Here is a 23,165-nt window from a genome sequence, read left to right as displayed (position 1 = left end):
GCCAAAGTTGGCTCACTGTTCTAATTCGATGTAATTAAACTATGTTTCCTTATATCGAAAGGGATTAAATTGAACATCTATAGTAGTGGAATGACATGGAGAGCCAAGGGAGATCGATTTGGGGATAAAATTAATCCATCGGGTTTTGCAGAAAGCATCTATGAAGCATTTAATAAACACATAATATTTATTGCGCCCCTACTGAGTGGTGCACGAATCTAGGGTAAAGTGTTAAGTACAGCTGCGCATGGCATACTTTTCAATCATGAGAGCCCAAGCCGTAGGAAAACATTCGTAACCAGAAAGATAACTCGCGGCTTAAGCAAAAACAATGTAGGATTGGAAAATGTTTATATGTGGGTAATATTAATGCATTGAGAGATTAGGGACACGCACGCGATTACGTTGAAATGCAATGGCGTATGCTTCAACAAGAAGAGCCAACAGATTTTGTGATTGCGACTGGAAGGCAAAAAAGTGTACGTACTTTTATAGAGCTTTTCGCTAAGGCGCTTGGATGGTGTGGTATCAGATGGGAGGGGCAAGGAGTTGATGGGATAGGTCGTAGAGCAGATAACAATGCAATTGAGGTAAGAATCGCCCCAAAATATTACCGCCCCGCAGAAGTTCAAACTCTACTGGAAAATCCTATTCTAGCGAAAGAAAAACTCGGTTAGACTCCGCCAACAAAAACTAGAGGAAATAGTTAAGAAGATGATTGATGCTGATCATCTTGAAGCTCAAAAAATAAAAGACATCAAAGATCGAGATTATGCATATGTGAGCAGGCAAGAGCGCGTTTAAAATGTTAAAACCATATTATCCACCAAACCTTAGCCTAAAATATATTAGCTAATAATATTTTAGCATTAGCGCCTCTATTTACGAACGCAGTCATGCTTTATTTAATAACCAAAGCTTGATACTTTATAATTCGTAAGCACAGCAAGGCTATATATGGTGTTCTATGGCGAGAAATTACAACCAAAGCACCTTTTGCTACAGACACGAACGTAGCATCGCTTATCTTACTTATCGTCATCGTCTAAAACAAATCAGTTACGCTAGTTAATATGAAATACAAGCAGATTATTGAGCCAATCTAAAGCTATTCTAATTTTAGCAAAAAAATATTAAGAATACAACAGATTCTTTTTTAGAAATTACGTCTACTTCCGAAAGCACTAAAGAATATTTAATGCTCCCTATGTCAAATTATCTGCCAGGAAAGTCCTGAAAATTTTTGTGAAAAGCAAATTAAATCCGCGATAATTGGAAAGACCAAAAAAATCCCAACTTGCTCATACCAAAAAATCTCACGACTAAGCAAAAATATTGAACGGGGCTTAGGAAGGTAAATATTCTTCACAAATAAATCTTTTTACCGATATGATCATTTTGGCTAAGCTTTCAAAAATCTTTAGCTAGAAGCTTCTATTAAATCAAGTAATTAGTGTATTTATTTTAAATATTCAGTTATTTTTTATGCGTTTAAAATAGACTTTTGTTAGATCATAAATAATATCACATAAGCTTACTTGAGTTTGATTGATATTACAAGTGCCACTCATTTCATCCTCTTGGCCTTAATAGGCTGTGAGATAGATTGGGTTATTTGTCTGATGTATGGTAGCAAGTTATTACACGAAATCACACTAATTATTCAAGGCTGATTGCAAAAAAATAAATAAAAAATCTTCATTTCTAGGAATCTGAAAATATATTAGGCGTAAATCGATAGAAGAAGACAAATTAACTTTTAAGCATCTTAATAAGTAAATTGATATCTTGTTGATCAAACAATAACGATTTTTCATCAATAAATTGTTTATTCGAAAGATCTGGTAGTTTGTAATCTAAGAAGAGCTCTTTCTTCTTATTATCAAAGAAATTTAAAACTACCCAGTTATTTACTGAATGGTAATAGTCTCTATATTTTTGGGCCGACTCTGAAGAAAAACAAAGCACAGTATTATCATTAAACATATCTCTTACTAATTTAATAGATTTAGTACGAGAGGGCAATGATATGAGACTTGAATCATGACTTTGATACAAATGATTCAAACAAAATAGATACTTGATTGTGGTTGCAGATTCTGTTACTCGTGAGGGTGGAAGCTTCTTCACGTATGATGATAAATAGTTAAAGCCAAGGGTGTGTAAAAAATCAGAAATAATATCCTGATCTACTAAAGCTGGTCTTTCATATAATCTTATTTTAAACTGGTTGGGACGAAAAAATTGAAGCCAGTCTGACAGCCAAATATTAAAGTTCATGTTTTTATTTTCACCAGGTTCTTGGATTCTTGTGCGTTTTCCATTTAGGGCCCCCGTTGAAGAAGCTGCTAAAGCAAAAGACGCTTGCTCGCGGAGATACGCGATTATGGTAATGTCGTCAAAAAATAAACCTGCAAAATTCTTTATTTTAGAAATACCATTGACATCAATAGATGCTAAAAATTCAGATGAAAGAATCATAGTGCTGTTATAAGGTAATTTTCGAGCAAATAAGCAAAGTTGCTCATATTTATTATTCAAATGATTTATCTTTTCATCAACAAAAGAAATATTATTTATTTTCCAGTAGAAGGAATTATCTATTTGATTGGAAAAGATCGATGCCAACCCAATATTCCAAATCTTTTCGTGGATAAAAGGGAGATATATATTTTGGCTTTCTAAGTAAGAAATATTTATTTCAAAGAATTGTCGTAGTGAACTGGTACCTGTTTTGGGATGACCAAGATGAATCACTAATTTTTTTGTCATTTGCCAGTCAGGAGTCGCCAGTGTATTATGGCACTGATTGATAAATGAACAAAATACAACGCTAATGAAACTTCTCTTGATAGGTAACTGTCAGATTGTTGCAATTTCTAAGGTTATCGAAGATGCTTATTCACATGAAATAATACTGAATAAGATTATAATACACAAGACCAATCCTTCTCTTGTTGAACAGTACGCAGAAGAACTATCTCAATCTGACTTGATTATTAGTCAGCTCATTAAGAATAAGAACTATCCAAGCGTACTAAGTAGCGACTACATCAAGAATTGCCATCCACAAAAATGTATTTTTATCCCTAATTCGTATTTTAGAGGATACAATCCTGATCTTATATATCTTAAATACGAAGGGTTAAGGCTAGTCGACACACCCCTCCATGATTATCACAGCAACATAATATATAAAGGGTGGAAGAAAAGTCTTAGCGAAAAAGAAACACTTAATCTTCTTAACGATTCTACTACTTGGGAAAAACTATACAAAACAGTAGCAAGTCAGTCATTTGAAGAATTAAAGTCCAGAGAAGTATCATGCGATATCAAGATATCCGAATTCTTAGAAAAGAATATGAGTCACTCAGTTCTTTTCCATACATTTAATCACCCATCAAATAAGCTCTTGGCAGAAATTGCCGCACAACTTATCCAAATGATTGAAATAAAAACAGGTGTAATCGCCAAAAATAAATACAAGGCTCTTGATAGATTTTCTGTTGGGCACGAAGCTCTTGGTAAAATAAGAACACCAGTGCACCCATACGTAAAAAATCAACTCAAATTAAATATACCCATCACACAAAATAATGATCTTATATACAGGATAGGCAAAAAAGGGGAGCCCGAAAATTTATCAGCGAAAGTTTTAGTGAAGAGATTTTATTCTTACTACAAGACTGCTATAAATTGACTAAGAAATCACAGGGAGAATATACTTGAACTGATGTTGAGATTCATGATAAATAGCCGACATTTTAGGATATTTATTCTCTAAAATCTTTCTTACTTCAAGGTCATCATTAATATTTTCGATAGATATATTTTCTTTAGTTTCATTAGAGGCCTTGATTGTATCAAAATATCTGCTCAGCAAAACTGGAATAAGTTCACCGCTCCTTTCAATCGGGATTGTAATCATTTTGCTAAACATGCTAGACTCATAATATTTAATTAGATCATCATCTCGCATGCCATAAAATAATTGGTTGCATACAAATTCGGTTTCGCTTGACTGATTAGCTACTTTCAGAATTCCGGACAGATTATCGAGGTCTTGCCCCCTTAATTTGATTGTTTTTCGTTTTCTCAGATGATGATAGTAAGATTTCATTAAATCGTATGGGTGCCGTGAAACAACAAACGCTACATTCGGAACTTTTAAACCCTCTTGCTTTATTCTTTCTACTGCTTGAGTAGGATTTTCGTGGCGAAGTCCCTCTTTTAGAATCATTGTTTTTTGGCAACTTAGACTCTCTGAAAGTTTATTTGCGTGCAAGAATGCATTTAGAGGGACAAACAGGTTGAAGTCAACCGTTAGATGTTTCATCATTAACTTTGTAGCGTACATGCCGGCACATTTAGGAACATGTATGAAGCAAAATTTCTCAGTAACGATCATGAGCCATTTTTTTATACATCATACACGATAGAAATCAAATGGGGTTTAATCTCTAAGGTGGAATATTAACTTCATCAACGTGTAAGGCAAATGATTAGACGGGTTTGAGTTTTTATATTTTTTCAATAATGCGAATTCGCAATTCAACGCTTGAGGTCTAGTTTATAAAGATGTAGTAGATGTGAGGATTTTTGGGTAATCTTGTGATGAATCTACTGCAATAAACTTTTGGTCGCCTATAGATTTACCAATCAGACAATTATGTAAATTGATATAACTTCTGATCTCCGGGAGAGGATTCATTATTACCTTAAAGGTTTTTGGTTTACAGGTGGGGAGTATATTTCCACTGAAAGTATCACTTAATAAGTACTTCAACTAGCTCGCCAGCTTCGCCATGGGCAAACAGCTCACAACCGGTAGCCTCGTACAGGGAATTGTGCCGAGGATCGCCTGATCGATCCCATGGAGAGGTGTAACCGTCTGATTGACCCAGGGTGATCCCACTTTCATTCCCTAGCCCACGTAGTCGTTGGCCTCTCCTTCCAGACGAACCTGCATGCCCTGCATCAGGAAGGCCCCAAAGCTCTAGCCCGCGGCTCCATAGAGAAAAGAAAATTCACCGCGCAAATTTCTTTACGGCAAATTATGCTAGCTTGTTCATACAATCAATTAAAATGAATTCAACCAATTGAGAAGAAATAAAAGAGCTGAAACGCCTCGCCCTAAAGTATGCGTGGTGCAACGAAGACATACGAAGTTTTTTGGAAAAGGACAATGGCATTACATTGCGAAAGGCTAATTTTTACTCAAGCTCACCCACTATAGAAGATATCAATCAATCATTTGAATACGATGAAAATGGAAATACTCTGCCAGTATTTTCAAGCCAGATGTATGATATTGCCGATCAACTTCAACTTCTTGGCTTAATAAATAAAGAATGTGCTCCCATAGACTTAGCTAATTTTTGCAGCTCTACTGGATTTCAATGGAATAATGGGTAGTTTGATCGTAGTGATGCATTGCATTATTGGGGATTAATACAAAAAATTCAGCCTAAAGTTATTCTCGAAATCGGTTCCGGATGGAGTTCTCGAGTCGCCGCCAATGCAGCACAGAGGATCGGATCAACATTGCAGTGCATTGATCCATCCCCAAGAGCAGATCTACATCATTTAAATATTGACTTTCTCGAAGAAATAATCCAAAACTTTGACCCTTACCAACTTTCGACGACGCTAGGCAAGGGAGATATACTATTTATAGACTCAAGTCATTCAGTAAAAACTGGAAACGATGTGGTATTCATTTACTGCATATCTCGCTACTACCAAAAGGACTTATAGTTCACGTTCATGATTTATACTTACCGTACGGAAGACCTAGGCAACAACTTGCAAAGCACAGATTATATTGGTATGAAGACTATTTCGTTCAAATTCTGGTTTCACAAGGAAAACAGAAGCCTATACTGGCCAATCACTTTTTGACGAGATCAAAACACAAAGCTCAATTAATGGATACGCCAAATGGGGTTGGTGGAGCAAGTATTTGGTTCGAAGTTTGTTGATCATTAATTACACCTATTAAAATCCGTCGACCTCGTAATAAAGGTTTCCTCGCAATCAACGATCCATTCGCTGATCGACCAGTCGACTAAACCATGTCTAATCATTGGATCAGTTTGAACCCAATTCAGAGCTTCCTGGAAGTTGTTAGCCACAAAAACAAGCAAGCCACCTCCACCTGGGAGCCTATTTTCATCCACTAAAAATCCACTGTGGATTGTTCGACCCTTATCTTTTTCCTGTTGTACCCATTGACGATGGGCATCTAGATGAGACCGCCGCTGCTCAACAGATAAGGCGGCCATTTCAGCCGTAAAGGTTTCGTGTTTGACGAACCAAGCCACGGGCAGTCAACGGCGCTAGGCCACCACTGCCTGCTTGTCGGCCAATCCCATCGCCTCCCGCTCACTGGGGGGGACCAACAGCTTGAAGCGACTCTTCGCCACAGACCAATCGGCCAGGAGAGCAGCAGCCTTCTCGCTTCCCGTGAGCGCCACGTGCTGTTCCAGCAGCCCCTTCAGCAGTGACTCCTGCTCATCGGTGGTGATGGCGCAGACCTCAACAATCTCCGGATTCACCCGAGGCGCGATACGCCCCTCCTGATCCAGAAGGAAGGCCACACCCCCAGTCATGCCAGCACCGATGTTGCGGCCAGTGCTGCCGAGGACAACAACCATACCCCCAGTCATGAACTCACAGCAGTGGTCACCTGCCCCCTCAACCACGGTGCGGGCTCCGCTGTTGCGAACGCCAAAGCGCTCGCCTGCCCGGCCATAAGCAAACAGCTCACCCCCGGGTTGCACCATAAAGACAGATGTTGCCAAGGATCACCTGATCTTCTGGGGAGGCAGAACCGTCAGAGGGCACCAGGGTGATGCGACCACTGTTCATGCCCTTGCCCACGTAGTCGTTGGCCTCGCCTTCCAAGCGCATGGTCATGCCATGAACAAGGAAGGCTGCGAAGCTTAGGCCGGCAGCTCCGAGGAAATTCAGATTCAGCTGCCCCTTAAAGCCACGATTCCCATGGCGCTGAGCAATGAGAATGCCAATTCAGGGATTAAACACAACGAAAGCGGACTAAGCAAGTCGAAGCCAAGAAAACAAAGACAATCCTTAAATTGACATTTTCTGATTTTATAGTCAGCAATAATGCCAACAATACAAAGCATAGGGCTGACCCACGTGCTAATTCTAAATCAACTCAACAATTAATGCAATAATCCGACAGCATACAATACTAAAGCAGAAAAATATTATTCCAAAACATAAGTTGTTTTGGAATAGGCACCCTTCCCTGCGAATTGGCTTTAACCCGCCATCCAGACGAACAAAAGATATCTTCTATACAATCCTTTCAATAAAAGGCTCTAAGCAAAGGCCTCGTAGGATCTTGATCGTCAAAGTCCAGCCGTGAGTCGAGATCAGTAAAAGCCCAAGCAAACAAATATCCTTTTACATGATGCCGCATAATCCTCAAAGTATTTAAAGCGTCATCAGGGTTCACATGAGTCAAAACAGAAAACAAAAAGCCAATATTAAAAGAATTACTACCAACACCTATCTCAGAATTAGGGTTTAGCCTTAAGCAAATACCAGTTGAATAAATTTCATTGTGAGCATCTAAGCAATAAAAGCACAATAGCGAGAGTGGGCTGTATTATTTAAAAAAATTGATAATTGGTTTTAATACATCTACGCCATGACAAAAGCCATGAGCATCTTCTAATTTCTTAAAAGCTTGGACAAATTCAACATCACAACCAAAATCTAATATACTCCAATCATCATAATTAGTATTATATTTTTGACTCATTTCAAAAGAGCAAAGGTGCCTTTCAAAGATTGATTTTGATCATTTCTGGCGCTACCGCGCCGCAAATGCAAAGGAACACGAAGTTTCACCAATGAAAAAATATTGTTGAAAATAATCTAGAAAGGATGTATTCACTTGTCCACACGCATCAAACGAAGTAAAAAAAGATATTTTACTGAGCTAAAAAATCTTAGCCAAAAATCAGAAGTGATATATATACACTAATGAAATTTATTGATCAGAAAGGGTTGTCCCTATAATAAACAAGTGAATTTTTTTGATTATATGATACGTCTAGCTCAGATGAGCTATATTTGGCAAAAGATAAAACGTCTTTATAATAGCTGCAATCAAGCAAATCAAGCCCTTCCTTCATTTTATGGATCAAAGATTCTTCGCTGAAGTAGTCTTGAATATAATTATTTGCTGTGCAACGATTTTTTTTAAAACTCGTGGGTGATACAGATAACTTAGCCTTAATTGCCTCAGAAAATGACTCACTATTGTCAGCTACAGACAACACATCAACAGGTATATTAGGCAACCCCTGGGCTCCGTACGACGTCGAAACAACACCTAGACCATAAGAAAGGTACGACAAAACTTTACCCTTAACGCCAGCACCAGAAAGCAACGGCGCGATCCCTATGACACATTTGCCAAATACATCCTGGAGAGATTTAACATATCCATGAAGAAGTACTGATTCAAACGAGCTACTTAGATTAACAAGAGACGATGAAGGAGACTTACCAATAATATGTAATTTTGAATCCTGAAACTCGGAAGAAACATCAGGCCATATTTTCTCTAAAAACCACATTATCCCTTCTAAGTTTGGGGGATGAGATGATGAGCCAACAAAAACAATATCATTTCCACCCTTATAACTTTGCTCAAATGAAGAGGGGCTATCTACAACAGGATTGAGATATACTGAGTTATGAGGACATAATTGATTTGCTTCTTTCTGTTCCTCTTCACTCACATGAAATACCAGGTCAACCTGGGAAAATATATCCTTTTCTATCTGTTTCATATTCTGAGATTCACGTTCATATTTACTCTTCTGATCAGATCTTGCTGAATTTTGCGCATAAGACAAAAGACGAGAATAATGCAGGTCATGTGTATAATATATTATTTTAGAGGAAGGGAAAAATTCTCTTAACTTTTTTATGCTGAAGATTCTACAAGGTCTACAGATAACTATTATGTCCCAATTTCTTTTATAAGCAAACGGGATACTTCCCTTAACATTTCGGAGGTCATCTATTTGCTTAATTCGAGGATGGGCAAGAACCTCAATTCCCCTTAAACCCATATTTATGCAACAATCTCTCATATAACAAAAATTATCAGCTGGAATATATGAAATGGAATAACCTAGTTCCTGTAATGCAAGGCAATTATTCATCATATACAAGGACCCTGCATCCTCATCAGGAGACAAAAGAAGATCTTCAATAACTAAAGCTGACTTTATCTTTTGTGAGTGCAATGATTGATCGACGTTATCAGCATTTTCATTTTTGTATTTAAGGATAGAATTCCATTTATGAACGAATTTAGTTTTATTAACTGCCTGAAATCGTTTTAATGAGTTTTCATCTTCTATGTCAGAGCCACAGCTTGCACCCTCCACATGTAAAACTCTTGAAACCGGTTGATAAATAACCTTATAGCCTAAAGCCTGTACAGCTAAGCACAAATCAGTATCTTCATAGTAAGCAGGAACATACCGTTGATCAAAACCAGATAATTCTTGCCATATATGAGCTAAAATAACAACGGATGCTCCAGATATATAGTCAACAGACCTTGCAAAGTCAAATTCAGGGCTTAAAGGTGTAGATCCCTTCCCATAATTCCATGCAGATCCATCTCTCCAAACCAATCCTCCGGCATCTTGTATCTTACCCTGAAATGAAATTTGTTGTGAACCGACAACACCTACATTATCAAAAATAGAAAATGTATCTAGCAGACCATTAATCCAGCCAGGCAGAACTTCGACATCATTATTTAACAATGCAATATGTTTATGCCACTTGTTTATATTAGCTGCTACTGTTTTATTGCAATTCAAAAGAAAGCCGACATTATTAGCATTAATCTTTGCAGAAACAAGGTTAAGACGATTTAACTTTAAGAAATCGTCTTGGTAGCCTGCCTCAGGGTAACAGTCATCATTTACAACTATATCCAACAAAGGAGCTTTACCCTTGTTGCAAAGAGATACAACTAAATCTATATATATAGAAGCTAGGCACGCACATGTATAGCTTAGATTGCCATATGTAGGAATTACTACAAGTGTTTTAATGCATTCTTCTACCAAAGCGTCATTTTTTTTGGTTAGAATAGAGTAAAGCTTATCTATGTAGACAAGATAACTGAAAAGCTGGCTAAATGATTTGGATCTAGGAATGATATCCGCAAAAATTGTTTGCTGCTTCAGAAAAAACTCAGAATCTGGACACTTAAAAAATGACAGATAAACCTCATAAATAATCTGAACTGAATCAAATCCTTGATCACGTAATTCAGCCAAATTCAAGGGTGAATCATAACGAGAAGACAAGTTGCAAATAAATCTTGTTATTTCAAGAAATGTATAAGCATCACTAACTAAACAGGCATCACGAATAAACGAGATACTGCTACTGTTTTTACAAAGCGAAGAACTGTCTATTGAATCAGGAACCCTAAGTAGAATAGAGTTATGGCCCTTAGGAAGGCATAGTATTAAATGCTCTTTAGGATCATAGGCATCTAAGGATACAAAAGAAAGTTTATTCTCGTCAAAAAAGAAAAATTCAGCTATAGAGGATATTTTCTTCTCAAGTATGACTTTTACAAACATAGTTCAACTAAACGTTTAGTATAAATAATCATAAGGCCAATGACTCCGCAACAGTCTGCAATTCATCAACGTTGACATTAAGGTCAAACCACTTTAAAGCCAGAGTGAGCTGAATCGATAATAGAATTAAAAGGCTTGAGATAGGATAGATATCACTCACCATCTACTTACAGCCAAGTTAAAACATAAAGAAAAAATGTCAAATGAACAACCAAATCATTTCTGAGGCAAAATTTAACCCAAGAACAAGAAGATAAAAAGAATAAATCTTAACCGCATTAGGCCAAGAAGCTTTTACACCAAGCAACATGCAAAACATCTTAATGTTATTGCACGGGAATCTCATACATAATTAGGACAACAAGCCTATTAAAGAAGCATTAATTGAGATAAAAATTACGCTCAACGTTGGATAATCAGCAACAACATCAAAATGATCCAAAAATTGGCAAGATCAAGCTATTGGCTGAAAAATATCTATACATAAAAGCTGTTATGATAGCATTAAAGAGTAAGATTATAAGGCTTCTTCCGCAGTAATTGACAAAAACTGTTCGCCTTCGCCCCTCTCTACCAGTTAAAACTATTCCAAACCAAACGGAGTTTTGGAAATACAAGAATAACAGGATGAAATTCAACGATTCTTTGCCTAGTCATGCGCTCATATCTATACTTCACTGTGCGAGAGAGAAGGTCTAGTCTAGCCAAGGGGGGATTTATTTCAAACCAGTAACGCACATAAATCCCGTGGCTAAAATATAGATTCAACAATAAAACAAACAACTCTAGCAAGAATTCAACAACACAATCAGACAAGCATTACGCGCTTAAGCAAAACAAACTTATGGCTTGCCAATGCATGCGAAATGCCTAAATAGTACATCGATCGGTGAGGATTAGATATCAGAATCTTAATTGTTGCTGGAAACTTCACTCAGTCCAAGAGGCCTTCCATCCTCAAACATCCTTTCACTTTGAGCAGGCCAACAAGAATCCTGACAACCAAATACCCCATGCCATCGTTGGCGAAAACGATTTAACCCGGGCAATGCAGTTTGGCTCGTTTTAGGGTTACGACTTTGGCATTCATGATGTATCAATACTGCCTCAGGTGGTATTACACAGTGGTAACCCAACAGAACGAGTCTTAAGCACAAGTCCACATCATTAAATTCAACTGGGAGACCTTGATCCAAACCGCCCAAACGCACCAAAAGCTCCTTTCTTAGCATCAAGCATGCTCCTGTAACCGCACCCCAGCCTGAGAGAAGCCTGCTGCGACCGTGATGAACAGCGTGGTTTTGACGCAAATTTCGGTAGGCGTGACCAACAGCATGATTGAGTCCCAGAACAACACCACCGTACTGAATCGTTCCATCTGGATAAAGCAAAAGAGCTCCCACAGCTCCCACCCTTGGTCGCATCGCCTGAGCCGCCATTGCCTCGAACCAGCCCGGCTCTATCGCTTCGATATCGTTATTCAATAGCAAGAGCAACTCACCTTTGGCGATTGCTGCCGCCTGATTGTTCAGACGGCTCCAATTAAAGGGTTCATCACTCCGCAAAACTTGAATCCTCTGCTTCCAGCGTTTCAATAACGATCCCGTTTCTGGCTCGCACGAGCCGTTATCAACCACCAGGATTTCAAGCTGACAACCATTGCAGCGAGCGCTTGCCGTCGTAGCCCAAACTGTTTCCAGGCATCGTTCAAGCAAATCGGCGCGATCCCGCGTTGGAATAATGATTGAGCAGCTCCAGTGTTTAGGGAGTTGCCACTGCAAAGAAAAGCATCCCGGCAGCGAAGGGTGCATGCGAACCTGCTGAATGGCCTCCCCTTGGCGAATAAGTGACTGCTTCAGGGGCTCGGGATCAAGTTGAAAGGATTGGCCATGCACCAACACCAGCGGTATGTGTGAAATCCGCGGGTGAAGTTCCAAGGCTCTAAGCAGCCAAGACCAACGGCCCTTCAAATCCGTAGGAGGGAGAGGAAGCTGCCGGTCTCGCAACCAGCTCATTCGCCACACACTCAAATTCGAAAGCCAAGGGCTGCTCCAGAAACTCTCCTCCACCCAACCCGGCTTGAACCATGGATCGCAACGCTGACCATAGGCATCCAGACCATCTTCATCGGAATAAATCAAATCAGGAAGCATCAAAGGCTGATTTTTAAGCGGGCATAAAGAGGTCGCGGGAGCGGACAAGTGTTGCTCCTGGTGAATACCAATTAGCCAACTCTCTAGGCCTTGCAAGGCTCCTGGCCGGAGTTGTGCTCCATCACCAAGAAGAATCAACCAGCCATCCGTTGGCCAAGGCGAATCGCCAAGCGGTGCCGTAGGCGTCAGGAACTCATCTTTGCTGCAATCTGGCCGCAAGCGTTTCAATTGTTGATTTTGAGGATCCAAACACCAGTACTCATCCCGCAAAGGCACTGATGCAGTTGGTAAGGGCGATTCATGGTGCTGAATCCAGTAGCGATAGGTCTTCGGACCAATCCCCTCTTTCAAATCTTCCCCTGCAGTACAAGCAGAGAACCTCGCAATTCGCGCAGCCTTGATCTGGTCAAGAATCCACTCTTCCGAAGGCAACATCGCCAGTGCCTGCTCAAAAGACAGGAGTGCTTCGTCGTAGCGATTGAGCTCCATCAAGAGCTCACCTGCGGCAAACCAATTCCAGCCCAAACTGGGGTCGAGCTCGCAACTGCGTTGCTGAGCCGTTAGTGCCGCATCCAAGCGAAGCTGCTTCAAGTAAACCTTGCCAAGCAGATGAAAAGCAGAAGCGTGATTAGGTTCTTGTTTTAAGACTTCCTCTAACAAACGATCTGCTGCAAGCCAGCGTTCTTCTTGAAACGCAAATTCAGCAGCTTGATAAAGCTTCTGCCATGGCTGCTTACTTAAATCAATCACAGAATTTCAATTCTCAGCATCCAATCCAATTTCAGAGCCAACCCCAATTGCCTCATCAACACTGTTGCATCGATCCTATGAGATCAAGATGGGGCTCAACAACAAATCTGGCATAACGCCTTGGCTACGCGCAAATGGAAGCAGATCACAATCATTAGCAAAAATCAAATGCCATTAATGTCAGAACTAAAATTCTCCCATCAGAATCTCACTTCTACGTTGATGGGCTTCCATTTCAGTCAGGCAAATCAGGTTGATCAGCAGGTCCTGTACTCAAGGACTACCCCTGAAAAGCCTACTCAGAAGATTTTGAGCATCGTCACAGCTGATCTAATTCAACTGAACCGTTGTCTGCACTTGTGAAAATTTTAGCCAAAGCATTGGAAAGAGGGCAGTGGAGATCTCACAATGATCAAAGATTGGGGAAACAGCTCGATGCTTGAACTAAGCGATTGGCAATGGGCAATTGGGGCTGGGATCGTAGTTGCCTCCTTGATTATTGGTGGCTGGCTCAATCGGCAACAAGAAGCCCCAGAAGACTCTGAGCCAAATGATCCCCCTCTGTCCGACCAACACAATGAACTGGATGAGCCTCATCAGCAGCTTGAAGCTCGTGATATTGAGCTGAGGGACATACGGAAGCAGCTTCAAGCTCGAAACAACGAGCTAAATGAGCTGAAAGAAGTGCACCAGCAGCTTCAAGCTCGAAACAACGAGCCAAATGAGCTGAAAGAAGTGCGCCATCAGCTGCAAGCTCGAGACAACGAGCTGAGTGAACTCAAAGAAGTGCGCCAGCAGCTTCAAGCTCGAGACAGCGAGTTAAGTGAGCTAAAAGATGTGCGCAACCAGCTGCAAGCTCGAGACAAAGAGCTAAATAAGCTAAAAGATGTGCGCCAGCAGCTTCAAGCTCGAGACAAAGAGCTAAATAAGCTAAAAGATGTGCGCCAGCAGCTTCAAGCTCGAGACAGCGAGCTGAATGAACTCAAAGAAGTGCGACAGCAGCTTCAAGCTCGAGACAACGAGCTAAATGAGCTGAAAGAAGTGCGCCAGCAGCTTCAAGCTCGAGACAGCGAGTTAAGTGAGCTAAAAGATGTGCGCAACCAGCTGCAAGCTCGAGACAACGAGCTAAATAAGCTAAAAGATGTGCGCCAGCAGCTTCAAGCTCGAGACGTCGAGTTCAAAGAGGCACAAGAAGAAGCTGAGCTCACCCTGCTACAGCTTCATCAAGTGCAAGAAGAACTTGAGCATTACTTTCTTGAAAATCGAAAGCTGGCTACAAGCCAACACTTAGCACCAAAGCAGCTTGAACAACTGCAACGGATCAAGCAACGGCTCATCCAACAACTCAAAGCCTCACCCTCACAAGATAATCCTGCTCTCAAACAAATCGTTCGCAGACAGCAAAATGCCTTACGGCGCTTTCAACGCTTGCATCAAGCTCATTGATTGATTCACGATCTTTAGATTTAACAGAAAAGGCCCATACGCATATGCAATACTTGAAGAAGTTTTCAAAGAAACGTTATCTCATTATCAGTGCTAGCTACTGATGAAGCCTTGGCTTCAAGTTGATCGAGCAAGCCTTCGATCTGGGTGAGTTCCTGGTCAAGGACAGCAGAAGCATCCAAACCGCTCTGTTCAGCAGGCCCGTGATCAGTCTTTCCAGCACTGATCAACTGCAACAGTCGCTCATCCAAGGCGGAATGATCTGGATTTTGAAGCATCGCTTGCCGCAAAGCCGAAAACGCTTCGTTGGTCTTTCCGGCATCAATCAACTGATCCACCTGCTCCAAAATCACCACTGGCTTTAATTTTTGCCACTCGGCTTCAATTACCTCATTGCTTTTTCCACTCCGCTGGCGAGCCTCCTGCATCTCCAAAATCGCCAGTTTGGATTCACCTAACTCCTGCAAAAGCTGGCCAGCTTCAAACGGAGCCCAGGGGAATTCAGGCAGTTGATCACTCGCCGTTTGCTGATGGGTTAATGCATCCTGCAAATGGCCTGTATGACGCATCGCCTTCCCTAAAAAGTGGTGCGCCCACCCAGACAAGGAATCTTGAGCAACGGCCAGCTCCAGGTAGGGAATGGATTCACTCCATCGTCCCAACTCCACCATCCCTTGCCCCATTAATAAATCGCTCCCCTGGGGCCAAAGCTGATAGCGATTGCGCGATCGCATCAACACATCCAGCAAAGCCTCCCAATCCTCCTGACCTCGCAAGACCTGCGCGAGGCGTTCCAAGACACCAGGAGTGAGTGGGATCTTATCCATCAAGTCCTGAGCTAGAGGAAAAGCTTCATCCCACTGCTGTGATGCAATCAGAGCATCGAGTTCTTGAACTTCATCGGTAAAACTTTGATTCGTCATGAATAAGAATTAGGAGGAATGAACTCACTCGGAGCGAAGCAGCTCGCGGTACAACAACGATGCCTCTCGGTAATCACCCTGATCTTCTAAAGCATCAGCCAAGCCTTGCATCAACTTGCGATCCTGAGGGTGTTGCTCCAGCAGCGCTTTAAGCAAGTCCAGGCCAAGAGATCGAGCAGGGGCATCCTGAGCAGAGGAAGCAAGACCTTCCTTTGCCCACTTCAGCCAGCGCTCCACGGGAACGCTCTCTGGTGCCAACTGAAACCATTGCAAACGGAGCCTGAGAGCCTCATCAAGATGATCCGCCCGTGCTTCAGCAACCGACAGATTCTTCAACAGAGCTGAGAGAATCTTTAGTTCGAGCGTCTCTACACCAGCGTTGTACACCCCTCGCAACAACATGAGCGCTCCATCCACATCTCCCTCTGCTAGACGCGCCGCTCCAGTATTGATTTGGAAAGCAATCGAGTCTGGTTCAGCTGCCAACGCCGCTTCAAAACTCTTTAAGCCATCCTCTGTTTTGCCAAGCAACATCTGAGCCTTCGCGAGCAGGGCTAAACCAGCAGCAGGCATGGGCTGCTCGTTGCCTTCCGCGATCGCCCGCAGCCCTGCCATCACCTGCAAGGCACTGGCTTGATTCAGCTCCGCAGCAAGTTCCTGAATCTGATCGTCCATGCTGGGCCCTTGGTCTTGCTTGGTTTGACTCCCAAGCGCTTCAGCACTTTTCAGCAAGCCATGCAATGCCTCCAGAGGAAGATCACCCCCCACTGGCGTTGATGCGGCACCACCGAGCTGGGCCTGCAAATTGTCCCGCTCTGCTACGAGCAAGGCAAAAGCCTGCCTGTAAAAGGGAACTGCCATTTCCATCGCGCCCCGCACGTTTAACGATTCCGCGATCTCGTAAAAACGATCGGCAGCAGAACCGTCCTGATCAATCAATGACGGATTCACGGGCTCGGGAACAGAAGGTTGAGAGTGAGACGATGAAGCAGATTTGGACTCATCAAACTGCTGTTGCGAGTGACCACTCTCATCGGTCTGAGTAGTAAAACGTGCTGCTCGCTGCTTGGCAGCACGCCGTCGAGAACGAGCCATATGAGAAGGATTACCTACCCAAGTATTTCAGATCAGATCCATGGGTGAACACAAGATGCCAAGCATCAGCGTGGTTTTGCCCATGCGCAATGCTTCCCCTTGGCTGCCTGCGCTTCTGTCTGCCCTCGTCAAAGAATGGACTACACCTTTTGAACTCATTGCCATCGACGATGGCAGCTCAGATCAATCAGGCCAACGGCTTCAACAACTTTGCGGGCACTGGCCCCAGCAGCGTTGGCGCTTGCTGGATGGAGGCGGACAAGGAGTCTCTGCTGCCCGCAATCTTGGCGTTCAGGCCAGCCGTGCTCCCCTGATCGCCTTTCTTGATGCCGATGATCGCCCCCTGCCTGGCAGGCTGTCGCTTCCCATCCAAGCGCTACGCGACCATCCCAATCTGAGCCATGTGCACGGAGGCTGGTGGCGCTGTGATGCCAGAGGCCGCAAAAAGCATGCGGTGCATCCCTGGAGAGAAGGCGCCGGTTTCAGCTGGCAGCAGTGTTTAGAACACAAGGCCGTGCTGCCCAGTGCCTGGACCATCCGCCGTGATGCATTTTTATCAGTGGGTGGCTTTGATGCGAAGTTACGCCATTCAGAAGATGTGGATCTCCTAGTGCGACTGGCTGCCGCTGGCCATCAAGGACGCTGGATCAAACAAGAACTCGTGCGTTATCGAATCCATTCAGGGAGTGCCAGCGCCAAACTGCAACCACAATTGTTGGGCCTGTTAGCGGTGATGAATCGCCACCTCAATCAGGTTCCGGAGAGCTCTCAGGCTTGGGCTAGCGAACTGCGTTATGGCACCACCACCTGGGCCGTATGGCAAGCCTGGCAAGGCAATCAGGATCGCTTCGCCCTCGAGTTGCTTCGTCAGGCCCTGAATGATTGCCCCTATCCCCTGGCCAGAAGGCCCGTGCACCTAATTGAAGTGTTTCAACGCAGCAATGACCGCATCGGCGAACGCTTCAACCGCAATCAACTGTTGGCGAGTGAATTTTGGCAACAGGCCGAAACGCTGCTTTTAGCGCGATGAAGGGTGGCGTTCCCGAAGCAGAGGCTGTGCATGCCCAGGCGCTGAGCGATTTAGAAGCCGGAAAGCCTCTGGCAGCACTGAAGGCCTGGCGCCATTTACTGCTCAGTGATGCCATCTCCGTGGGAGCCCATCTCCATGCAGCGTCTGCAACCTTGAACGCGGATGTGATCGCGCCCCTAAGACGACAGGCGATTGCCCTCACCACCCATCTCCTGCATCACGAGCCAGGCGAAACGGAAATCAACCAACTGGGTCGGCTGCTGCGTGGTTGGGGAACACTGGCTTTGCCGGAGGTTCCAAGTCGAGCCCTTCAGCTCTTGGAGCGGGCCTGGAGCTGTGGTCGTGATCCTGCCCTGGACCAACAACTGGCCACCCTGCATGCCCGGATTGGCTACGGCAGCGGCGCCCATTGGCTAGCAGAGCCCCCAGCCGAACTGGAGCCCTGGCCGCTCACCCCATGCGCCACCCAGCACTGCCAACCCTGCCAACAGCAAAGCTCGGCCAACGCCAAGCCCCTACAGCTGCGGGTGTTTTCCCAGGGGAGGCTGTGGGTGCAACGCCAGCGCAATCCCTGGCATCAAAGCCATGGCGTCGCTGTTGTGGACCACCATGGTGCCTACCAATCCGACTTGTGCCGCCACTATCCCTGGCCCTGGCCAAGCTGTCCTCACCTCTCCGTGTTTGAGCAGGTGGCTGAGCTGCAACTCAAAGCCGCTGAATCCGAGCTGGCGCTCCCTAAACAACTGGGGGGCCCGGTCTTAGCCATCGCGGAGCTTTCCGGGGAAATGTTTTTCCACTGGCAGATGGAGTTGCTTCCAAGACTCGGTCGATGCTGGACCACGGCCCTAGCGCAATGGCCAAACCTGCGCCTCTGGCACAACGGCGGCAACACGGCCTACGTGCAAGAGGGCCTGAAGCGGCTTGGGATCGGACCCGAGCGCTTGGTCGCTCCCTCCAACCACATTCAGGCTGAAACACTCATCGTTCCCAACTTTGCGGCTCCGTTTGGGCACCCCAGCCGCGACAACCTCCAGTGGCTTGACGAGTTTTGGAGCGCACAAACGCGCATCAGCCCATCAACAGAACGCTCAGCAAGGAGATGGTTCGCCCGCCCTGGAGCCGTGCGCCGCGCCGTGCTCGGAGAAACCAACTGGTCCCAGCAGCTGCGCATCCACGCGATTCAGCAGAGCTCGATTGAAGAACAACTGTCCCAGGTGGCTCGCGCATCCACTCTGATTGCCCCGCATGGAGCAGCGATGGCCAACCTGATCAGTGCGGCTCCCGGTGGCACGGTGATTGAGCTCGTGAATCCTGCCTATCAACCAAGCTATTTCGACGGCCTGATCCAACGCCGACAATTGCGGCACAAACGTTTGGCTGCCAAAGCAACCCCATTACCTCTTCAAGAATGGTTGTACGAAGGGCCCCTTTCTTATCCCATCGATTTGAGGCCAGGCTGCAGCGAGGCAGCTGAGTTCCTGGCAACATTTAAAAATGAGTAACGGATCCGTCCCCTCCGACCTTCAAAACGCTCTCAAGGACCTCGGCAGCAACGCTGACCAGTTGGAGCAAGTGGATCCAGAACTGTTTGAGCGGGTCGCACGTTGGCGCAGGGCCTGTGGAGACGCGGAAGGTGCTGCCACTTGGCAAACCTGGAGCCTGATGCCTCCTGAGCGAGAGGAACTCAAACGCAACCTGTCTCAGCTTTGGCTCAATCTCGATGAACCAGCACTCGCGGCACAGATTCTTGGTAATAAATCAGGACGGCAGGACGACAGTTGGGAACAACTGACCCTCCTCCTCAAGCAAGCCAAGCTTTTGGAAGCCACCGCTCTGCAAAAAAAACTCCTCAGCAATCCTCCTGAACTCAGCATCCAAACGCTGCTGGCCTTGGTGGTGGCTTGGAAACAAGCGGAGCAACCCCAACAGGCACTCGACCTTCTGCAACCGATGCTGCTGCGAATACAACAGCGCAATGAAATCCCAACGGCCCCTGTTTGCAACACCGTTGCCAAACTACTTGACGACTTAAAACGTTTCGATGAAGGGGAGCAATGGTGGCTGCGCAGCCATCGCTCGCAACCACAACAAACTTGGCCGCTGATGCGACTCGCCCGCCATGCCCTGCGCAAACAGCAATTCCCCGTTGTTGTTCACTACTCCACGGAAGTGCTCAATCGCGAGCCCGATCATTCTTTTGCCCCAGATTTGCAGAGCAAAGGATTGATCGGAATGGGCGCATCAAAGTCGCTAGCACTGATGCGAGGAGAATCTCCTCCCCAGCCCAATCCTGATCCACACTTTCACTGCCCTGAGCCAGAGCTTTGGGATCAGTGCAGGCAGCTTGCCCTCGTGGGGTTTTCTGAAGCCAACCTTGTTGAACACTGGTTTCAAGCATTAGCCGAGGAGACATCAGCAACCAACCCATCTGCTCCCCAGCTCCCGCTCAAACTTTGGTTGATTGCGAGTCCTGACCCCCTATGGCTACGACACCAAGTTGAAGCGCTCCGGTCCAGGCTCAATCAAACGATCGAGATTGAGCAGTGGCCCTCTTGGGATTCACAACGCCATGGATCGGCTCAGCTGATTGTGGAGTTTGCAGCTGAATCTCCAGGCTGGCGCCAACAGCTATCGCAACCATGCTGAATTTGCATTGGTGCGAATGCCGCGCAGCAGCCCGCCAGGGGAAATTGCAACACAAGCAACTCCAACAGCTGTTGGAGGCAGCCGCTGCGGCAAAACGCTGGGATCGGATTCGGCACTGGACTCTGCCACTGCTGAAGTTTGCAATCTCAGAGGGAGAGAGAGAAGGCAGTGCAGTCGCCTGTGCGGCTTGGCTGCTGCAGCAACGCCATCCCAAATTGGCTAAAGATTGCCTGGAACTGGTGAATTGGCAAAACGCAGCTGCACAAACGTGGCACTTGCGCAGCTGCGTTGCCAAAAGCTTGGGCTTAGAAGCAGAAGAGCAGCAGCACCTGATTCGAACCTTGGTGCTCCCAGGCGGCTTACCGATTGCAACGTACCGCCTAGGTCAGCTCCATCGAGCTCGCGGCGATTTTGATCAAGCTGCTGCCTGGTTTTTGGCGTCCCTACGTTGCAACCCTGAGCCCTTCCACATCCACAACGAACTGCAATTCACGCGCTGCAGCGAGCGTTTCTTGCCAGAACTCGTTGATTTCTACACGCAACTTTGCAACCAACAACCCCAGAGAGCACTCCCAAGACAACTCTTAGCCCATTACATCTTGAAGCAAGGCCGCATAAAAAAGGCCATCCGTCAGTCGCGCCGGGCCGCTCGCCTGGAATTGGGTTCACTCAGCAAACAACTGGACGAACAAAAAGCAGCGCCCACACCCCCTGACTTCGTGATCATTGGCGTTCCCAAAGGAGGCACAACCTCTCTCATCCGCTGGCTGAACCATTGCCCCAATCTTTGGTGTCATCCCCGCAAAGAACTGAGCTTTTTTGATGGAAATTTCGAACTTGGGCATGAGTGGTACTGCGCTCAATTCCCCCGCTTTAAAGCCGATGCCAAGGTGCTGCGAGGGGAAGCCACTCCAAACTATTTCAGCCATCTACCAACCCCAGAGCGGTTTGCGACATTGATGCCTCACGGCCGGGCCATCCTTCTTCTGCGTGATCCAGTCCAGAGGGCCTTGAGCTGGGTCCGCCATCTCCAACGCCTGGAAGGCTTAGAAGGCAGCCTTGATCACTGGCTCACGCTTGAATTGGACCAACTCGAAGCCTTAAGCAGCGAGGAGCTTCTTCACCATCCCCGCATTGGCACCGGGGCCTTGCAAGACAGCTGTTACGACGTTCATCTGCGCAACTGGCAGAAGCACATCGATGTGAGCAAGCAAATGCTCGTGCTTTCGAGCGAATCACTGTTTGAAACGCCAGCGTCGCAGCTGCAACGGGTTCTTTCTTTCTTAGATCAACCCGACGACCCGTCGCCCTGGATGAACGAGTGGCGAGCCGTGAATGTGAATCCTGGCGTCCCAGAACAAGTATCTCCGGGGCTCTCAAAGCGACTTGAGGAATTCCTCTACGCCCGATGTCAGAAAGCCCTCACAATGTCGAAGATGCAGATTACGTATAAAATGAAAAACCCTGCCCACCACTAGATTTTTGCGTGCATCAACGATCTAATTTCAGAACTGGCACTTCCTGAGCAGCATACTCACGCAGCTGCTGATATTTTTCGATGACATTTAACCTCTAATCAGTGTCAACCTTTATCCAACCGGTGACCCCTGTTTCGACTGAAACTGCTGCAGTCGCTCCAACAGGCTCAACTACTTCGGTCTCCTCCGGCGAATCGGTTGTGGTTTCTGAGGCAACAACTGGTCCTGCTGTTATTGAAGCTCCCGAGACCGGAATTATTGAAGTTGCTTCAGCTGCTGAAGGAGCTGACGTTGTCATCAACGGAAGCGGAACAGCAGCGGTAGCAATTGGCACTACTGTTGATGCTGAAGGAAACCCTCTTTCTGGTTCAGGAACGTCGTACCAGATTGCTGATGGATATCAAGGAAGTGCTGTCGTCAACTTGGACGGTGCCATCACAGATGGTGCCGACGTTGACACCTCCACTGCAGCTATTGGAGGCGGCACGATTGCTTCCAACCTTCCTGGCGGCGATAGCAACGCCTTCGCAACAGCGGCCAACCTTGATTTTTACGTCAATACTGGTGCAGCCAACGATCAAGTCCAGGGTAGTCAGGGCAACGACTTCATCCGCTTGGGAGCTGGAAATGACCAGTTCAACGCTGGAGCTGGTGACGACATCGTTCGCGTAGGTATCGGCAATGATTCTGGAACGCTGGGTGCTGGCAATGACATTGTTTATTTAACTGTCGACCAACTTCAAGGCAACAATGTCAATACCATTACTGACTTTGACGTCAATGGCGACGACAAGATTCAGATTGATGCTGATCTCGAAGATCTTGTTGACATCGAAGGTGTTGGCACCAACGCTATTACAATTACCCTTTCTGGTGCTCAAACAGGCACAACAGCAGTTATTTCCGAAGGCGAGTCCATCGAGGGAGACGACATCGAGTTCGTTTGATCTTGTCCTAGTTAGATAGTTCTTTTATGACTGAGCCGG

General features: G+C 45.3%; 18 protein-coding genes and 1 pseudogene. 11 read left to right on the top strand and 8 right to left on the bottom strand.

Annotated features, from left to right (window positions below; genetic code table 11):
• The first annotated feature begins 228 nt into the window (after nucleotides 1–228).
• Together SynROS8604_RS16180 and SynROS8604_RS16175 are read left to right on the top strand one after the other, a co-directional pair.
• Entirely contained in the window at nucleotides 229–378 is a 150-nt protein-coding gene (locus SynROS8604_RS16180; RefSeq protein WP_370586536.1) for a GDP-mannose 4,6-dehydratase, read from the top strand.
• Nucleotides 379–410: 32 nt separating this feature from the next.
• A complete protein-coding gene (locus tag SynROS8604_RS16175) occupies nucleotides 411–677 on the top strand; it encodes a GDP-mannose 4,6-dehydratase (protein ID WP_370586535.1) in 267 nt (88 codons plus the stop codon).
• A gap of 1,075 nt (nucleotides 678–1,752) precedes the next feature.
• Here the strand turns inward: SynROS8604_RS16175 and SynROS8604_RS01040 are convergent.
• On the bottom strand, nucleotides 1,753–2,772 hold the full coding sequence (locus tag SynROS8604_RS01040; protein ID WP_186544818.1) for a hypothetical protein: 1,020 nt from the start codon (nucleotides 2,770–2,772) through the stop codon (nucleotides 1,753–1,755).
• A 64-nt stretch (nucleotides 2,773–2,836) separates the two neighbouring features.
• Between SynROS8604_RS01040 and SynROS8604_RS01035 the strand changes: the two genes are divergently transcribed.
• Nucleotides 2,837–3,700 (top strand): WcbI family polysaccharide biosynthesis putative acetyltransferase, encoded by an 864-nt coding sequence (locus tag SynROS8604_RS01035; protein ID WP_186544817.1) that lies wholly within the window; start codon nucleotides 2,837–2,839, stop codon nucleotides 3,698–3,700.
• On the opposite strand, the gene SynROS8604_RS01030 is transcribed toward SynROS8604_RS01035, so the two are convergent.
• On the bottom strand, nucleotides 3,701–4,357 hold the full coding sequence (locus SynROS8604_RS01030; protein ID WP_186544816.1) for a hypothetical protein: 657 nt from the start codon (nucleotides 4,355–4,357) through the stop codon (nucleotides 3,701–3,703).
• An 815-nt stretch (nucleotides 4,358–5,172) separates the two neighbouring features.
• On the opposite strand from SynROS8604_RS01030, the gene SynROS8604_RS01025 reads away from it, so the two are divergent.
• Both SynROS8604_RS01025 and SynROS8604_RS16170 read left to right on the top strand, forming a co-directional pair.
• On the top strand, nucleotides 5,173–5,415 hold the full coding sequence (locus SynROS8604_RS01025; protein WP_186544815.1) for a hypothetical protein: 243 nt from the start codon (nucleotides 5,173–5,175) through the stop codon (nucleotides 5,413–5,415).
• An 18-nt stretch (nucleotides 5,416–5,433) separates the two neighbouring features.
• The gene (locus tag SynROS8604_RS16170; protein ID WP_186544814.1) at nucleotides 5,434–5,757 is read left to right on the top strand and encodes a class I SAM-dependent methyltransferase; all 324 of its coding nucleotides are present in this window, start codon (nucleotides 5,434–5,436) and stop codon (nucleotides 5,755–5,757) included.
• A gap of 227 nt (nucleotides 5,758–5,984) precedes the next feature.
• On the opposite strand, the gene SynROS8604_RS01015 is transcribed toward SynROS8604_RS16170, so the two are convergent.
• From SynROS8604_RS01015 to SynROS8604_RS01000, 4 genes and pseudogenes are all read right to left on the bottom strand, one after another.
• Nucleotides 5,985–6,323 (bottom strand): YciI family protein, encoded by a 339-nt coding sequence (locus tag SynROS8604_RS01015; protein WP_186544813.1) that lies wholly within the window; start codon nucleotides 6,321–6,323, stop codon nucleotides 5,985–5,987.
• A gap of 15 nt (nucleotides 6,324–6,338) precedes the next feature.
• Nucleotides 6,339–7,017: pseudogene (locus SynROS8604_RS01010) on the bottom strand (glutamate synthase subunit alpha); the annotation flags it as partial.
• A 1,013-nt stretch (nucleotides 7,018–8,030) separates the two neighbouring features.
• On the bottom strand, nucleotides 8,031–10,658 hold the full coding sequence (locus tag SynROS8604_RS01005) for a glycosyltransferase (protein ID WP_186544812.1): 2,628 nt from the start codon (nucleotides 10,656–10,658) through the stop codon (nucleotides 8,031–8,033).
• A 911-nt stretch (nucleotides 10,659–11,569) separates the two neighbouring features.
• Nucleotides 11,570–13,561, bottom strand: coding sequence for a glycosyltransferase (locus SynROS8604_RS01000; RefSeq protein WP_186544811.1), 1,992 nt, complete (start codon nucleotides 13,559–13,561; stop codon nucleotides 11,570–11,572).
• Between the two features lie 408 nt (nucleotides 13,562–13,969).
• Here SynROS8604_RS01000 and SynROS8604_RS00995 point away from each other — a divergent pair, with 408 nt between their 5' ends.
• Nucleotides 13,970–15,007, top strand: coding sequence for a hypothetical protein (locus SynROS8604_RS00995; RefSeq protein WP_186544810.1), 1,038 nt, complete (start codon nucleotides 13,970–13,972; stop codon nucleotides 15,005–15,007).
• Between the two features lie 65 nt (nucleotides 15,008–15,072).
• Here the strand turns inward: SynROS8604_RS00995 and SynROS8604_RS00990 are convergent, their stop codons facing one another.
• Both SynROS8604_RS00990 and SynROS8604_RS00985 read right to left on the bottom strand, forming a co-directional pair.
• Entirely contained in the window at nucleotides 15,073–15,930 is an 858-nt protein-coding gene (locus tag SynROS8604_RS00990; protein WP_186544809.1) for a lipopolysaccharide assembly protein LapB, read from the bottom strand.
• A 24-nt stretch (nucleotides 15,931–15,954) separates the two neighbouring features.
• Nucleotides 15,955–16,881: a hypothetical protein gene (locus SynROS8604_RS00985; RefSeq protein WP_222930121.1), complete on the bottom strand. Its 927-nt coding sequence runs from the start codon at nucleotides 16,879–16,881 to the stop codon at nucleotides 15,955–15,957.
• 184 nt (nucleotides 16,882–17,065) lie between these two features.
• Between SynROS8604_RS00985 and SynROS8604_RS00980 the strand changes: the two genes are divergently transcribed.
• The 5 genes from SynROS8604_RS00980 to SynROS8604_RS00960 all read left to right on the top strand — a co-directional run bounded on the left by SynROS8604_RS00980 (nucleotide 17,066) and on the right by SynROS8604_RS00960 (nucleotide 23,126).
• Entirely contained in the window at nucleotides 17,066–18,055 is a 990-nt protein-coding gene (locus tag SynROS8604_RS00980) for a glycosyltransferase family A protein (protein ID WP_186544807.1), read from the top strand.
• Entirely contained in the window at nucleotides 18,019–19,557 is a 1,539-nt protein-coding gene (locus tag SynROS8604_RS00975; protein ID WP_186544806.1) for a DUF563 domain-containing protein, read from the top strand. Before SynROS8604_RS00980 ends, SynROS8604_RS00975 begins: the two co-directional genes overlap by 37 nt.
• The gene (locus SynROS8604_RS00970; RefSeq protein WP_186544805.1) at nucleotides 19,550–20,701 is read left to right on the top strand and encodes a lipopolysaccharide assembly protein LapB; all 1,152 of its coding nucleotides are present in this window, start codon (nucleotides 19,550–19,552) and stop codon (nucleotides 20,699–20,701) included. The genes SynROS8604_RS00975 and SynROS8604_RS00970 overlap by 8 nt, the downstream gene beginning before the upstream one ends.
• Nucleotides 20,695–22,179, top strand: coding sequence for a sulfotransferase domain-containing protein (locus tag SynROS8604_RS00965; RefSeq protein ID WP_186544804.1), 1,485 nt, complete (start codon nucleotides 20,695–20,697; stop codon nucleotides 22,177–22,179). Before SynROS8604_RS00970 ends, SynROS8604_RS00965 begins: the two co-directional genes overlap by 7 nt.
• Before the next feature lie 122 nt (nucleotides 22,180–22,301).
• On the top strand, nucleotides 22,302–23,126 hold the full coding sequence (locus tag SynROS8604_RS00960; RefSeq protein ID WP_186544803.1) for a calcium-binding protein: 825 nt from the start codon (nucleotides 22,302–22,304) through the stop codon (nucleotides 23,124–23,126).
• Nucleotides 23,127–23,165 lie beyond the last annotated feature (39 nt).

Origin of the sequence: Synechococcus sp. ROS8604, assembly GCF_014279655.1 — a bacterium.
GTDB lineage: Bacteria > Cyanobacteriota > Cyanobacteriia > PCC-6307 > Cyanobiaceae > Synechococcus_C.
This window is presented reverse-complemented; position numbering and strand designations above follow the sequence as displayed.

What these genes read in the sequence shown, in the direction of transcription:
- SynROS8604_RS16175 (WP_370586535.1), top strand. Translation starts at nt 411, where the DNA reads ATGCAATGGCGTATGCTTCAACAAGAAGAGCCAACAGATTTTGTGATT.
- SynROS8604_RS01040 (WP_186544818.1), bottom strand. Translation starts at nt 2,772, where the DNA reads ATGACAAAAAAATTAGTGATTCATCTTGGTCATCCCAAAACAGGTACC.
- SynROS8604_RS01035 (WP_186544817.1), top strand. Translation starts at nt 2,837, where the DNA reads ATGAAACTTCTCTTGATAGGTAACTGTCAGATTGTTGCAATTTCTAAG.
- SynROS8604_RS01030 (WP_186544816.1), bottom strand. Translation starts at nt 4,357, where the DNA reads ATGTACGCTACAAAGTTAATGATGAAACATCTAACGGTTGACTTCAAC.
- SynROS8604_RS01005 (WP_186544812.1), bottom strand. Translation starts at nt 10,658, where the DNA reads ATGTTTGTAAAAGTCATACTTGAGAAGAAAATATCCTCTATAGCTGAA.
- SynROS8604_RS00995 (WP_186544810.1), top strand. Translation starts at nt 13,970, where the DNA reads ATGATCAAAGATTGGGGAAACAGCTCGATGCTTGAACTAAGCGATTGG.
- SynROS8604_RS00990 (WP_186544809.1), bottom strand. Translation starts at nt 15,930, where the DNA reads ATGACGAATCAAAGTTTTACCGATGAAGTTCAAGAACTCGATGCTCTG.
- SynROS8604_RS00980 (WP_186544807.1), top strand. Translation starts at nt 17,066, where the DNA reads ATGGGTGAACACAAGATGCCAAGCATCAGCGTGGTTTTGCCCATGCGC.
- SynROS8604_RS00970 (WP_186544805.1), top strand. Translation starts at nt 19,550, where the DNA reads ATGAGTAACGGATCCGTCCCCTCCGACCTTCAAAACGCTCTCAAGGAC.
- SynROS8604_RS00965 (WP_186544804.1), top strand. Translation starts at nt 20,695, where the DNA reads ATGCTGAATTTGCATTGGTGCGAATGCCGCGCAGCAGCCCGCCAGGGG.